The organism is Massilia sp. Soil_C_3 (assembly GCF_057657035.1).
In genome coordinates, this window is the sequence record NZ_JBDGJG010000003.1 from 160,236 (window position 1) to 174,006 (window position 13,771).

General features: G+C 65.9%; 10 protein-coding genes. 9 read left to right on the forward strand and 1 reads right to left on the reverse strand.

Going from position 1 to position 13,771, the window contains the following annotated elements:
- The first annotated feature begins 33 nt into the window (after positions 1-33).
- The 3 genes from rpsO (at position 34) to AC3A6F_RS06455 (ending at position 4,698) form a co-directional block, all read left to right on the forward strand.
- Positions 34-303 carry a 30S ribosomal protein S15 gene (rpsO, locus tag AC3A6F_RS06445; RefSeq protein ID WP_005666365.1) on the forward strand — a complete coding sequence of 90 codons (270 nt, stop codon included), beginning with the start codon at positions 34-36 and terminating at the stop codon, positions 301-303.
- 176 nt (positions 304-479) lie between these two features.
- Positions 480-2,582 (forward strand): polyribonucleotide nucleotidyltransferase, encoded by a 2,103-nt coding sequence (gene pnp / locus AC3A6F_RS06450; RefSeq protein WP_147933107.1) that lies wholly within the window; start codon positions 480-482, stop codon positions 2,580-2,582.
- A 274-nt stretch (positions 2,583-2,856) separates the two neighbouring features.
- Positions 2,857-4,698 (forward strand): ABC transporter ATP-binding protein/permease, encoded by a 1,842-nt coding sequence (locus tag AC3A6F_RS06455; protein WP_487679127.1) that lies wholly within the window; start codon positions 2,857-2,859, stop codon positions 4,696-4,698.
- 25 nt (positions 4,699-4,723) lie between these two features.
- On the opposite strand, the gene AC3A6F_RS06460 is transcribed toward AC3A6F_RS06455, so the two are convergent.
- The gene (locus AC3A6F_RS06460; protein WP_487679128.1) at positions 4,724-5,554 is read right to left on the reverse strand and encodes an SDR family oxidoreductase; all 831 of its coding nucleotides are present in this window, start codon (positions 5,552-5,554) and stop codon (positions 4,724-4,726) included.
- Positions 5,555-5,668: 114 nt separating this feature from the next.
- Between AC3A6F_RS06460 and AC3A6F_RS06465 the strand changes: the two genes are divergently transcribed.
- The 6 genes from AC3A6F_RS06465 (at position 5,669) to AC3A6F_RS06490 (ending at position 13,764) form a co-directional block, all read left to right on the forward strand.
- Entirely contained in the window at positions 5,669-6,568 is a 900-nt protein-coding gene (locus AC3A6F_RS06465) for a LysR family transcriptional regulator (RefSeq protein ID WP_487679129.1), read from the forward strand.
- Positions 6,569-6,745: 177 nt separating this feature from the next.
- Positions 6,746-7,054: a hypothetical protein gene (locus AC3A6F_RS06470; protein WP_487679130.1), complete on the forward strand. Its 309-nt coding sequence runs from the start codon at positions 6,746-6,748 to the stop codon at positions 7,052-7,054.
- An 81-nt stretch (positions 7,055-7,135) separates the two neighbouring features.
- Positions 7,136-8,380 carry a TolC family protein gene (locus AC3A6F_RS06475; protein WP_487679131.1) on the forward strand — a complete coding sequence of 415 codons (1,245 nt, stop codon included), beginning with the start codon at positions 7,136-7,138 and terminating at the stop codon, positions 8,378-8,380.
- Positions 8,377-9,567: an efflux RND transporter periplasmic adaptor subunit gene (locus AC3A6F_RS06480; protein ID WP_487679132.1), complete on the forward strand. Its 1,191-nt coding sequence runs from the start codon at positions 8,377-8,379 to the stop codon at positions 9,565-9,567. Before AC3A6F_RS06475 ends, AC3A6F_RS06480 begins: the two co-directional genes overlap by 4 nt.
- A gap of 22 nt (positions 9,568-9,589) precedes the next feature.
- Positions 9,590-12,775, forward strand: a complete 3,186-nt coding sequence (locus AC3A6F_RS06485) for an efflux RND transporter permease subunit (protein ID WP_487679659.1) — start codon at positions 9,590-9,592, stop codon at positions 12,773-12,775.
- Between the two features lie 125 nt (positions 12,776-12,900).
- A complete protein-coding gene (locus tag AC3A6F_RS06490) occupies positions 12,901-13,764 on the forward strand; it encodes an STAS domain-containing protein (RefSeq protein ID WP_487679133.1) in 864 nt (287 codons plus the stop codon).
- Positions 13,765-13,771: the final 7 nt, after the last annotated feature.

A 13,771-nucleotide genomic window follows, 5' to 3' on the forward strand; every position in this document is an offset into this window, starting at 1 on the left:
CCGACTCTTGCACCGCATGTGAAAGGTAACATCATGTCGGTTGAAAACATCAACAAAGCCGCGATCATCGCGGACAACGCTCGTGGCCAGAACGATACCGGTTCGCCGGAAGTCCAGGTCGCACTGCTGACCGCACGCATCAACGAACTGAACGGCCACTTCAAGGCACACCAGAAGGATCACCACTCGCGTCGTGGTCTGATCATGATGGTCAACCGCCGTAAGAGCCTGCTGGCTTACCTGAAGAACAAAGATCTGAATCGTTACCGCGACCTGATCGCCAAGCTGGGCCTGCGTAAGTAATCGTAAGCTCTTGCTTCAGACGGTTTAGTCAAAAATGCCTGCGCCAGTTGTCTGACGCGGGCATTTTTCGTTTTTGCTGTCTGGTTGTTTGTTGCAAGGCCATTTCTCTGTGGCCCGTGGTGAGAGGTGAACGACAGCTCCTGAAAATCTGTCGGTAAAATGAAAGGGATTACCCAATGTTTAATAAAGTTACGAAAACCTTCCAGTACGGTCAACACACGGTCACCCTGGAAACGGGTGAAATCGCGCGCCAGGCAAGCGGCGCCGTCGTCGTGTCGGTCGAAGACACCGTCATCCTGGCAACCGTGGTTGCACGCAAGGACGCCAAGCCGGGCCAGGATTTCTTCCCGCTGACCGTCGACTACATGGAGAAAACGTACGCTGCGGGTAAGATCCCTGGCGGTTTCTTCAAGCGCGAAGGCCGTCCTTCCGAAAAAGAAACGCTGACGTCGCGCCTGATCGACCGTCCGATCCGTCCGCTGTTCCCGGAAGGCTACCTGAACGAAGTCCAGGTCATCATCCACGTGCTGTCGGTCAACCCTGAAATCGATCCGGACATCCCTGCGATGATCGGCGCCTCGGCAGCCCTGTGCATCGCCGGCATCCCGTTCGCCGGTCCGATCGGCGCCGCGCGCGTCGGCTACGCGAACGGCCAGTACATCCTGAACCCGACCACCACCGAGCTGAAAACCTCGCAGATGGACCTGGTCGTGGCCGGCACCGAAACCGCCGTCCTGATGGTGGAATCGGAAGCCCAGCAACTGTCCGAAGAAGTCATGCTCGGCGCGGTCGTGTTCGGCCACGAGCAAATGAAGGCCGTGATCGACGCGATCCACGACCTGGTCGCCGAAGGCGGCAAGCCGGAAGTCGAATGGGCGCCGGCGCCAAAGAACGAAGAACTGATCGCCCGCGTTGGCGAACTGGCCGGCGCCAAGGTCCGTGACGCCTACCAGACCCGCGAAAAATCGGCGCGCCAGCAGAAGCTGAAGTCGCTGTCGTCGGAAGTGATGGCCGAGCTGTCGGCACAAGGCGTCGCCGCCGATGCTGGCGATGTCGGCAACATCCTGTTCGACATGGAAGCCAAGGTCGTGCGTTCGCAGATCCTGGACGGCGAGCCACGCATCGACGGTCGCGACACCCGCACCGTGCGTCCAATCTCGATCCGCTCGAGCGTCCTGCCGCGCACCCACGGCTCGGCCCTGTTCACCCGCGGCGAAACCCAGGCGCTGGTCGTTGCCACCCTCGGCACCGCCCGCGACAGCCAGAAGATCGACGCGCTGATGGGCGAGTACACCGACGACTTCATGATGCACTACAACATGCCTCCGTTTGCCACCGGCGAAACCGGTCGCGTGGGCACCCCGAAGCGCCGCGAAGTCGGCCACGGCCGCCTGGCCAAGCGCGCGCTGATCGCTGCGCTGCCCAACCCTGAAGACTTCAGCTACTCGGTGCGCCTGGTGTCGGAAATCACCGAGTCGAACGGTTCGTCGTCGATGGCCTCGGTCTGTGGCGGCTGCCTGGCGCTGATGGACGCCGGCGTGCCGATGAAAGCGCACGTGGCCGGTATCGCCATGGGCCTGATCAAGGAAGGCGGCAAGTTCGCGGTCCTGACCGACATCCTGGGCGACGAAGATCACCTGGGCGACATGGACTTCAAGGTGGCCGGCACCGCGCAAGGCATCACCGCGCTGCAAATGGACATCAAGATCCAGGGCATCACCAAGGAAATCATGCAAGTGGCGCTGGCGCAAGCCAAGGAAGGCCGCCAGCACATCCTGGGCGAAATGCAGAAGGCCATGCCGACCGTGAAGACCGAGCTGTCGGACTTCGCACCGCGCCTGATCACCATCCGCATCAATCCTGAAAAGATCCGTGACGTGATCGGCAAGGGCGGCGCCGTCATCCGCGCGCTGACCGAAGAAACCGGCACCCAGATCGACATCAGCGACGAAGGTGTGGTCACCATCGCGTCGGTCGACGCTGCCGCCGGCCAGGAAGCCAAGCGCCGCATCGAAGAACTGACCGCATCGGTCGAAGTGGGCAAGACCTACGACGGCACCGTGTTGAAGCTCTTGGACTTCGGCGCGATCGTGCAAGTCATGCCAGGTAAAGACGGCCTGCTGCACATCTCGCAGATCGCCAACGAGCGTGTCAACGCCGTTGCCGACTACCTGAAAGAAGGCCAGCAAGTGCGCGTCAAGGTCCTGGAGACCGACGAGCGTGGTCGTCTGAAGCTGTCGATGAAGGCGGCCGATCCGGTCGAAGGCGCAGCGCAGTAATAAGCTGCAAGTAACGGAGCGGTTCGCCGCTGAATGAAAAAACCGCCAGTGCGTGAGCCTGGCGGTTTTTTATTTGGCGTTTGTTATGTATGTTTTCGCACGGAACGGTTCGATTCCCGGTTCTATGCTGGGTTCGTGGATTGGATAAATACAAGCCACGGGACCGCAGACACCGGCGCCGGGATGGCGATGGGCGCCGCTGTCGACAAGGATGATAGCAAGACCAGTCATGTCCTGCGGCCGGACCTGACCGGGCATGGGCACCACACGAATCATGAAGACCCCTACGCAGACGTCGAACGAAGGAATCGCTGGCGACATTCCAGGGTCAACGAAGAAACGGCGCAGCGGCGCGACCTTGTCGGTGGCTGCGTGGAAGCAGTTTGTCAGCGTCGCCAAGCCTTACTGGCTGGGCGACGAGAAGGGCAGGGCGTGGCTGCTGCTCACGCTCCTGATCGTGCTGATGCTGGTGGAAACCAAGCTCGCGGTCATGCTCAACGACCAGGCCGGGGAAATGACCTCGGCGCTGGCAGGCCGGGATCGCCCGCGTTTCTGGACCTCGGTCCAGGCCTGCCTGGTCGTCCTGGCGTTCGCGGTGCCGATCTATGCCTTCTACTACTATATGCGCGACCTGTTCGCGAACCAGTGGCGGCGCTGGCTTACCCGGCGCTTCCTCGACGGCTACCTCGGTGGACGCAAATACTACGAGCTCGGCTCGAACCGCGAGATCGACAACCCGGACCAGCGCATCAGCGAGGACGTGAACACCTTCACCGGACGCTCCATCCACTTCATGCTGATTTTCCTGGGCTCGCTGATGCAGCTGGTCGCCTTCAGCGCCGTCCTGTGGTCGATCTCGCATGTGCTGGTGGGCGTGCTGATTGCCTACGCTTTGGTAGGGACGATGGTCGCGCTGTACGTGTTCGGCAATCCGCTGATCCACCTGAATTTCTGGCAGTTGCGGCGTGAGGCCGATTTTCGCTTCAGCCTGATACGCGTGCGTGAAAACGCCGAGTCGATTGCCTTCTATGGCGGCGAGGCGCAGGAGCGTGCACGCATCGACAACAAGTTCAACAAGGTCATCCATAACTTCTCGCGCCTGATCAAGAAGCAGCGCGCGCTCAACCTGTTCCAGCGCACCTTCAGCCAGCTCACGCTGGTACTGCCGTTCGTCATCCTGGCCGATGCGGTGCTGTCGGGCCAGCTGGAGGTGGGGCGTGCGGTGCAGGCTGCCGGCGCCTTTACCGCGGTGCTGACTGCGGTGGGCGTCATCGTCGACAACTTCGAAAGCCTGAGCCGCTTCGTGGCGGGCATCGGGCGCCTGCAGACCCTGTCCAGCCATGTGCTGCCGGCGCCGCAAGCGGCGAGCGAACCGGCATGTGATCCATCATCGCGTATTCAACGCACGCCCTGCTCGCACCTCAAGATCGACTCGCTGACCCTGTGCCCGCCGCAATCGGAACGCGTCCTGATCAAGGACCTGACGCTGGCGGTGCAACCCGGCGATGCTTTACTGATCACCGGCGACAGTGGATGCGGAAAAAGCTCGCTGCTGCGCGCGATCGCCGGCCTGTGGCACAAGGGCAGCGGCACGATCCACCATCCGCCGCGCGAGGATTGTTTCTTCCTGCCGCAGCAGCCGTATATGCAGCCGGGCACCCTGCGCAGCCAGCTCATCTACCCAAGCGACCGCACCGACCTGAGCGACGAACAGCTGCTCTCCATCCTGGAGCAGGTGCATTTGCCTTACCTGGCCGGCCGTGTCGGCGGCCTGGATGCCGTGCTGGATTGGGAAAAGCTGCTGTCGATCGGCGAACAGCAGCGGCTGGCATTCGGCCGCGTGCTGGTGCACGAGCCGCGCATCGTCATCCTCGACGAAGCCACCAGTGCGCTCGACAGCGCCAATGAATCGTCGCTGTACAAGCGCCTGCGCGACAAGGGCACGACGCTGGTCAGCATCGCCCACCGCGCCGGCGTGCTGCGTCACCATACCCATGTGCTGTGGCTGACGGGCAAGGGCTGCTGGGAGATGCATGCCGCGGCGGATTACCAGTTCGGCGCGATGGCGCCGCAGGCAGCCGCATGGCAGCCGCGCGAGACGGCACTGGCAGGTTAGTCGGCTGCGCTTACCGTCAGGCCTGTCAGGCCTTCAGGTCCGCATCCTGGGCGACGCTCTTTTGCGCGTCGAGCCGGGCCAGCCGGTCGGTGAGCGCGGCCCGGATCGACTCATAGGCGGTCGAGCCCAGCGTGATGCGGCGCGGCGCCGGCGCCTGGCCTGCCGAGTCGATCATGATCTCGACCATCCGCACCGGGTCGCCGGTGAGTTTGAAGCTGCCGTCGGCCAGCGCACGCCGCACCCCACCCGACGGCGTATCGACATACTCGGCCATCGCCGGCGCGGCATCGAGACCAGCCGCGAAATTGGTCGGCGTCGGCCCCGGTTCCGCCAGCGTGAACTCGATGCCGAACGGCGCGACCTCCTGCGCCACCGATTCGACGAAGCCCTCGATCCCCCACTTGGTCGCGTGATACACGCTGAAGTTCGGATAAGCCATCTGGCCGCCTTCCGACGAGACCTGGATCACCCGCCCGCCGCCTTGCGCACGCAGATGGGGCAAGGCGGCGCGGATCGTCTGGATCGATCCCAGCAGATTGGTGTCCAGCTGGCGCTTGACCTGCGCGTCGGTCAGCTCCTCGGCCGCGCCGAACAGGCCATAGGCCGCATTGCTGACGACGACGTCGATGCGCCCCAGTTCCGCAAAAGCGCGCGCCATCGCACTACGGATGGCTGCATCGTCGGTGACGTCGAGCTGCGCCACCCACAACTGCCCGGGATGGCGTTCCTGCAGCTCCGTCAGCACGGCAGGATTGCGCAGCGTGGCCGCGACGCGGTCGCCCCGGGCCAGCAGTTGTTCGGTCATGATGCGGCCAAAGCCGGTCGAGGTGCCGGTGATGAACCAGGTGCGTTGCATGGTCGTTCTCCTTGTATGGTGGTCGCCGGATGGCTGCCTTGAAAACAGAATAGACGAACACATTGCTGTTATCATCCATCCAATCCCGCATGCATTAGTGAAGGAACGCCATTAATGTCCCCGCCCGACCTCGACAGCCTGCGCGCCTTCGTCGCCATCGTCCACCGCCGCAGCTTTCGCAAGGCCGCCGACGAGCTCGGCGTTTCTCCCTCGACCCTGAGCCACATGATGCGGGTGATGGAAGAAAAGCTGGGCGTGCGCCTCCTGCACCGCACCACCCGCAGCGTGGCGCCGACCGAGGCCGGCGAACACTTCCTGCGCCGGCTCGAACCGGCGCTGCGCGAACTGGGCGCCACGCTGGAAGACGTCAACGGCTTTCGCGAGCGGCCCGGCGGCAGCTTGCGCATCAACACGGCCGAACCGACGGCGCGCTGGCTGCTGCAGCATGCGGTGCCGGTATTCCAGGAACGTTATCCGGAAGTGTCGCTCGACCTGTTCGTCGAGAATGGCCTGGTCGACATCGTCGCCGCCGGCTTCGATGCGGGTGTGCGCCTGCTGGAGGCGGTCCCGCAAGACATGCACGTCGCCCCATTCGGCGCGCCGGTGCGTTTCATGCCGGTCGCATCGCCCGCCTACCTGGCGGCGCGCGGCACGCCGCAGGCGCCCGACGATCTGCACCGGCACCAATGCATCCGCATGCGCATGCAGAGCGGGAAGATCTATCGCTGGGAGTTTGCGCGTCACGGCCAGGCCTTCGCGCTGGACGTGCCGGGCACCCTGGTCCTGAATCAGGTCGGGCTGATGGCCGAGGCCGCCATCGCGGGACGTGGCATCGCCTATGTGCCGGACACGACCGTGCGCGATCATTTGCAGGAGGGCCGCCTGGTACCTTTGCTGGAGGACTGGTGCCAGCCGTCGTCCGAACTGGCGCTGTACTATCCGGGTCATCGCCACGTGCCGGCGGCGCTGCGCGCCTTCATCGGGGTGCTGCAGGAGGTGTACGCACCGGCGTGAATTCCGGATCGATTCCTTTACGCGATATACGGGAATCGCAGCGAACGTACGAATGTGCTTGACCCTGTAGCGGCTACAGGGTATTTAATAGCTGGTAGAAAAAGTTGGCCGACCGGCCCTGCGCTACCTGACCACCCTGACGCGATGCGACGCCTGCTCCTGATACTCCTGCTGCTCATGATGCCACTCCAGGCCGCCTGGGCCGCTGGCGCGCCGTATTGCAGTCATGACGAACAGACCATGCATCCGGGTCACCACGTCCACAAGCATCCGCCATCGGCCAACCAGGGCGAGGATGACGGCGCCCCGGGTGAGCATTGCGACGATTGCGACGCCTGCCACCACCTGTCCGCCAGCGCCGTGCTGTCCGCGCAACCCAATCTGCCGCTGCCCAAGGGAGCCCCGCATATGCGCGGCGAATTGCGGCGCTACGTCTCCCACGTCCCCGACCTGATTCCTCCGCCAGACCGGCCGCTCCGCAGCTAAGGCGGCGGGGACCATCACAGCGCCGCGTAACGCGGCAACGCCATCGCACCCGCCGGACATCCACCCGTTCGGAGCATCATCATGAAACATCGTTTGACACCGCTGCTGGCGGCGTTCGCGTTCGCCTGCGCGTGCCTGCCTGTGGCGGCGTGGTCGCAACCATCAACTCCATTGACCCTGGAAGCGGCCATCGACCTGGCCCTGCGCGCCAATCCGACCCTGCGCGCGGCCGGCAGCGAAGTGGCGGCGCAGGAGGGCGCGCTGACCCAGGCCGGGGCACTACCCAATCCCGAGCTCGAGCTGCTGCGCGAAGGCGAGGGTAGTAGCAACCGCACCACGACCGCCACCCTGAATATTCCCATTGAACTGGGCGGCAAGCGCAGCGCGCGGGTCGATGCGGCGCGCCAGGAAAGGCAACTGGCGGCAATCGCACTGGAGACGGAGCGGGACAAGGTCCGCGCCGATACCGCCGCCGCCTTCCACGACGTCGTCGCGGCGCAGGAGCGCGAGCGCATGGCCCAGGAGCTCGTCGCGCTTGCCGGCCGCGCGCTGGGCGCCGCCGGCAAGCGGGTCGAGGCCGGGACCTTGTCGCCGGTCGAAGAGACCCGCGCCCGCGTGGCCCAGGGCAGCGCCCGGATCGAGGCGCTGCAGGCGAGGCGCGACGTGGAAGGCGCGCGCATCCGCCTGGCCGCGCTATGGGCCGGCGATGCGCGCGGGCTGGACATCGTTGCGCCGCAGGCCGCCGCGCTGCCCCCGGCGCCGCCGCTGGACAAGCTGCTGGCGCAGCTCGACCAATCTCCGGCGATGCGTCATGCGCGCACCCAGGTGGGCCACCGCGAAGCGCTGGCGCGGCTCGAACGCGCGCGGCGTACGCCCGACGTCAATGTGATCGTCGGCGCCCAGCGCGAAGGACCGGACACCCGCAACCGCGCGGTGCTCGGCTTGTCGGTGCCGCTGCCGCTGTTCAACCGCAATGACGGCGCCGTGCTCGATGCGCTGCGCCGGGTCGACAAGGCGCGCGACCAGCAGGATGCCGAAGGCGTGCGCCTGCGCGCCGAACTGGCCCAGGCGCATGCGCGGCTCACGGCGGCGCTGGCCGAATGCGCGCTGATCGCAGGCGACGTGCTGCCCGGCGCCGAAGACGCGCAGCGCGCCGCCAACCGCGGCTTCGAACTGGGCAAGTTCGGCCTGATCGACGTGCTCGATGCCCAGCGCGTGCTGGCGCAATCGAAGAACCACTACCTGAACGCCGTCGCGGAGAGTCATCGCGCGGCGGCCGATATCGCACGGCTGCTGGGACACGCAGCCGTCCAGGAGAATCCATGAACAAGCAGCAAAGCAAGGTCATCGCCATCGTGCTGGCGATCGCCATCTTCCTCGCCGCCATCGTGCTGTTGCGCGACCGCGCCCCGGGCGGTGCGGATGAACACGCTCATCAAGAGGGGCAGGAGCACGCGGACGAACGCGGTCAAGAGGGGCATGCCGACGACGGCGTGATCCGCTTCACCGAGCAGCAGGTCGGCGTGGCCGGCATCACGATCGCCAAGGCCGGCCCGGTCCACTTGGACACCTTCATTCGCATGCCGGGCCAGATCGCCCTTAACGAAGATCGCACCGCCCACGTGACGCCTCGCGCCGCCGGGGCGGTCAGCGAAGTCAATGCCACCCTCGGCGAGAAGGTGCGCAAGGATCAGGTGTTGGCCAGCGTCGCCAGCGCCGAAGTAGCGGCCCAGCGCGGCGCGCTGACGACGGCCGAGCGCCGGCTCGCGTATACGCGCAAGATCCATGCGTCCGAAAAAATGCTGTGGGAAGAGCAGATATCGGCGCGCCAGGACTTGCTGCGCGCCGAGCAGGAATTGCACGAGGCGGAGATCGCCGTGCAGAGCGCGCGCCAGCAGTTGCAGGCGCTCGGCGCACGCGACGCCGGGTCATCCAACCTCTTGAAAATCCGGGCGCCGTTCGATGGCGTGATCGTCGAAAAACACATCACGATGGGGGAAGTCGTGGGTGCCGACACCCGCGTGTTCACGCTCACCGACCTGTCGACCGTATGGGCCGATGTGGTGGTGCCGGCGCGCGACCTCGACATCGTCCGGGTCGGCACCGATGCCGTCATCCGATCGATCGCATCGAACACGACGGCGCCGGGCAAGGTGTCGTATGTGAGTTCGCTGGTGGGCGAGGAATCGCGCTCGGCCAAGGCGCGGGTGGTGCTCGACAATCCGGGCGCGGCCTGGCGTCCGGGGCTGGCGGTGAACATCGACATCGTCACCGGCTCGGCCGACGTGCCGGTGGCGGTGGCGCGCGAGGCGATCCAGACGGCCAATGGGCGGCAAGTCGTCTACAAGCGGGTCAAGGAAGGCTTTGTCGCGCAGCCGGTGGCCACCGGCCGCTCCGACGGGCGCTTCATCGAGGTCACATCCGGCCTGAGCGCGGGCGACGACTACGCGGCCGCCGGCAGCTTCGCGGTCAAGGCGGAGCAGGGCAAGGGGGAGGGTAGTCATGAACACTGACCAGTCGAACCAATCCCCGACCCTGTTCGACCGCCTGATCGCCACCGCGATCGCGCGCCGCTGGCTGGTGATGCTGGCCGTGCTGGCGATGGCCGGCATCGGCGTCTACAACTACGGCCGCCTGCCGATCGACGCGGTGCCGGACGTGACCAATGTCCAGGTGCAGATCAATACCGCGGCGCCGGGCTATTCGCCGCTCGAGACCGAGCAGCGCATCACCTATCCGGTCGAGGCGGTGCTGTCGGGCCTGCCGCACCTGGAACAGTTCCGTTCCCTGTCGCGCTACGGCCTGTCGCAGGTGACGGTGGTGTTCGAGGAGGGCACCGACATCCAGTTCGCGCGCCAGCTGGTCAGCCAGCGCCTGCAGGACGCGCGCGAGGGGTTGCCCGCTGGCGTGATTCCGACCCTGGGGCCGATCGCGACCGGCCTGTCCGAGATCTACCAGTGGACCGTGGAGACCGAGCCGGGCGCCAGGAAGGCCGACGGCACGCCCTACACCCCGACTGACCTGCGCGAGATCCAGGACTGGATCATCAAGCCGCAGCTGCGCACCGTGCCGGGCGTCACCGAGATCAACTCGATCGGCGGCTTCGACAAGGAATACCTGGTGGCGCCGAACACGGCCACCTTGTCGTCCTATGGGCTGGAACTGGCCGACATCGTCAACGCATTGGAGCGCAACAACAGCAACGTCGGCGCCGGTTACATCGAGCGCGAAGGCGAACAGTACCTGGTGCGCGCGCCGGGCCAGGCCGCGTCGATCGACGACATCGGCAATATCGTCGTCACCAGCATCCGAGGCATCCCGGTGCGGGTGCGCGACGTGGCCGAGGTGACGATCGGGCAGGAGCTGCGCACCGGCGCCGCCACCGAGAACGGGGTCGAGGTGGTGCTCGGCACCGTGGTGATGCTGATCGGCGAGAACAGCCGCGCGGTGTCGAAAGCGGTCGACGCGCGCATGCTCGAGATCAACCGCAGCCTGCCCAAGGGCGTCAAGGCCGTCACGGTCTACGACCGGACGGTGCTGGTCGAACGGGCCATCGCGACGGTGCGCAAGAACCTGGTGGAGGGCGCGATCCTGGTGGTGGCGGTGCTGTTCTTCTTCCTTGGGAACCTGCGCGCAGCGCTGCTCACCGCGATGGTGATCCCCTTGTCGATGCTGTTTACCTTCAGTGGCATGGTGGCTAACCAGGTCAGCGCCAACCTGCTCAGCCTGGGGGCGCTGGACTTCGGCATCATCGTCGACGGCGCCGTGGTGATCGTCGAGAACTGCGTGCGGCGCCTGGCCGGCGCCCAGCACCGGCTGGGACGGGTCCTCACGCGCGAGGAGCGCTTTGCCGAGGTGTTCGAGGCGGCGCGCGAAGCGCGCCGGCCGCTCGTCTACGGCCAGCTGATCATCATGATCGTCTACCTGCCGATCTTCGCCCTGACCGGCATCGAGGGCAAGATGTTCCATCCGATGGCCTTCACCGTGGTGTTCGCGCTGCTGGGCGCGATGATCCTGTCGGTGACCTTCGTGCCGGCCGCCGTGGCGCTGTTCATCGGCCGCTCGGTCGACGAAAAGGAAAGCCGCGTGATGGGCGCGGCGCGCCGCTGGTATGCGCCGGCGCTCGACTATGCGCTGGCCAACCGCGCCGTGATGCTGGTGTTCGCGGCCGTGGTGATCGCGCTTGCCGCCCTGATGGGTACGCGCCTTGGCACCGAGTTCGCACCCAATCTCGACGAGGGCGATATGGCGGTGCTGACGATGCGCGTGCCCGGCACGAGCCTGACTCAGTCGGTGAAAATGCAGCAGCAGATCGAGACCGTCTTGAAGAGCGAATTCCCCGAGATCGCGCGCGTGTTCGCCCGCATCGGCACCGCCGAGATCGCGTCCGACCCGATGCCTCCCAATGTGGCCGACAGCTACATCATCTTCAAGCCCGAGAAGGAGTGGCCCAGGCCGAGGCGTACGCGCGCGCAGGTCGAAAGCGCGATCCGCACCTCGCTCGAAGGCCTGCCCGGCAACAGCTACGAATTCAGCCAGCCGATCCAGCTGCGCGTCAATGAACTGATCTCGGGCGTGCGCAGCGACGTCGCCGTCAAACTGTTCGGCGACGACCTGGCCGTGCTCGAAGCCACCGCGGGCGAGATCGCGGCCACCTTGCGCCGGGTGCCCGGCGCCAGCGAAGTGCAGGTGGAGCAGACCAGCGGCCTGCCGATGCTGCAGATTCGCGTGGACCGCGAGCGCGCCGCGAGGATGGGGCTGAACATCGGCGACGTGCAGGAAATGATTGCGACCGCCACCGCCGGCCGCGCCGCCGGCACCCTGTTCGAGGGCGACCGCCGCTTCGACATCGTGGTGCGCCTGCCGGAAGCGGTGCGTGGCGATATCGACGCGCTGCGCCGGCTGCCGGTGGCGCTCCCGGGCAGCGCCGAGGGAACGCGCAGCTTCATCGCCCTGGGCGAGATCGCCACCTTCGAAGTGGCGCCGGGCCCCAACCAGCTCAGTCGCGAGCAAGGCAAGCGCCGGGTGGTGGTCAGCGCCAATGTGCGCGGGCGCGACATCGGTTCCTTCGTCGCCCAGGCCCAGGAGCGCATCGCGCGGGAGGTGCGCATCGCGCCCGGCTACTGGATCGCCTGGGGCGGCCAGTTCGAGCACCTCGCGAAGGCGGCCGAGCGCCTCCAGCTGATCGTGCCGGCCTCGCTGCTGCTGGTCTTCGTCCTGCTGTACCTTGTGTTCAACAACGTGCGCGACGGCTTGCTGGTGTTCACCGGGATTCCGTTCGCCCTGGCCGGCGGCGTGGCGGCCCTGTGGGCGCGCGGCATCCCGCTGTCGATCTCGGCGGCGGTCGGCTTCATCGCCCTGTCCGGGGTGGCGGTGCTCAACGGCCTGGTATTGATTTCCTTCATCCGCAGCCTGCGCCAGGACGGCATGGCGCTGCCCGATGCGGTGCGCCAGGGCGCGCTGGCGCGCCTGCGGCCGGTGCTGATGACGGCACTGGTCGCCTCGCTCGGCTTCGTGCCGATGGCGCTGGCGGTCGGCACCGGGGCCGAGGTGCAGCGCCCCCTGGCCACGGTGGTGATCGGCGGGGTGCTGTCGTCGACGGTGTTGACCCTGCTTTTGTTGCCGGTTTTGTATGAATGGACGCATCGGGAACGACCTGCGCCGGCCGTTTCGCCATTCGCGCGCGCGTTTTTCCGCAGGGACAGCAAAAATATCCCGTAGACAACCGTGCGCCACATATTGCTATAGATGAAAATGGTATAGTTGGATGTTTAACAGAATTCGCCCGCACCGGCAGCCAGGCGGCCCCGGCGCGGCGCCAATCACCATTACAAGGGATAAGACAGATGAGCATGAAGGATTACGCGGATCGCATCAGCCAGACAATCCTGGACCAGGAGGCCGCCATCGGCGCCGAATGGCTCGCCCAGCTCGAAGCGCTGAGTGTGCGCAGCAGCGCCGCCGCGCGCGAGCAGCTGCGTTCGCACTGCAACCAGTTCCTGAAAGCCTTCGCCGCAGCCACCCGCAGCGGCGAACTCGAGAACATCGAACACCGTTCCTGGGACGAGGTGCGCGACCTGCTGGCCGAGATCTCGTCGACCCGCGCCAAGTCGGGTTCGACCCCGAGCGAGACCGCCACTTTCGTGTTCTCGGTCAAGCAGCCGCTGTTCAGCCCCCTGCAGCAGGCGTTCGCGGACGACCCTGCGGGACTGGCGGGGGCGACGTGGATCATCACCAACCTGCTCGACAAGCTGGGCCTGTACACCATCGAGGTGTTCCAGAAGACCAAGGACCAGATCATCGTGCGCCAGCAGCAGGAGCTGCTCGAGCTGTCCACGCCCGTGGTCAAGTTGTGGAACGGCATCCTGGCGCTGCCGCTGATCGGCACCCTGGACTCGGCCCGCACCCAGGTGGTGATGGAAAACATCCTGCAGAAGATCGTCGATACCGGCGCCGTGATCGCCATCATCGACATCACCGGCGTGCCGACCGTGGACACCCTGGTGGCGCAGCACCTGATGAAGACCATCGCCGCCGCGCGCCTGATGGGCGCCGACTGCATCATCAGCGGCATCCGTCCGCAGATCGCGCAGACCATCGTGCACCTGGGCGTGAACCTGGAAGACGTGATCACCAAGGCCACCCTGGCCGACGCCTTCCTGGTCGCGCTCGAACGCACCGGCGCCGCGATCACCATCAAGCAAGCCTGAGGCCCGC

Excerpts from the sequence above, each read along its gene's own strand:
- AC3A6F_RS06455 (WP_487679127.1), top strand. The coding sequence starts at position 2,857 with ATGAAGACCCCTACGCAGACGTCGAACGAAGGAATCGCTGGCGACATT.
- AC3A6F_RS06470 (WP_487679130.1), top strand. The coding sequence starts at position 6,746 with ATGATGCCACTCCAGGCCGCCTGGGCCGCTGGCGCGCCGTATTGCAGT.
- AC3A6F_RS06480 (WP_487679132.1), top strand. The coding sequence starts at position 8,377 with ATGAACAAGCAGCAAAGCAAGGTCATCGCCATCGTGCTGGCGATCGCC.
- rpsO (WP_005666365.1), top strand. The coding sequence starts at position 34 with ATGTCGGTTGAAAACATCAACAAAGCCGCGATCATCGCGGACAACGCT.
- AC3A6F_RS06465 (WP_487679129.1), top strand. The coding sequence starts at position 5,669 with ATGTCCCCGCCCGACCTCGACAGCCTGCGCGCCTTCGTCGCCATCGTC.
- AC3A6F_RS06475 (WP_487679131.1), top strand. The coding sequence starts at position 7,136 with ATGAAACATCGTTTGACACCGCTGCTGGCGGCGTTCGCGTTCGCCTGC.
- pnp (WP_147933107.1), top strand. The coding sequence starts at position 480 with ATGTTTAATAAAGTTACGAAAACCTTCCAGTACGGTCAACACACGGTC.
- AC3A6F_RS06490 (WP_487679133.1), top strand. The coding sequence starts at position 12,901 with ATGAGCATGAAGGATTACGCGGATCGCATCAGCCAGACAATCCTGGAC.
- AC3A6F_RS06460 (WP_487679128.1), bottom strand. The coding sequence starts at position 5,554 with ATGCAACGCACCTGGTTCATCACCGGCACCTCGACCGGCTTTGGCCGC.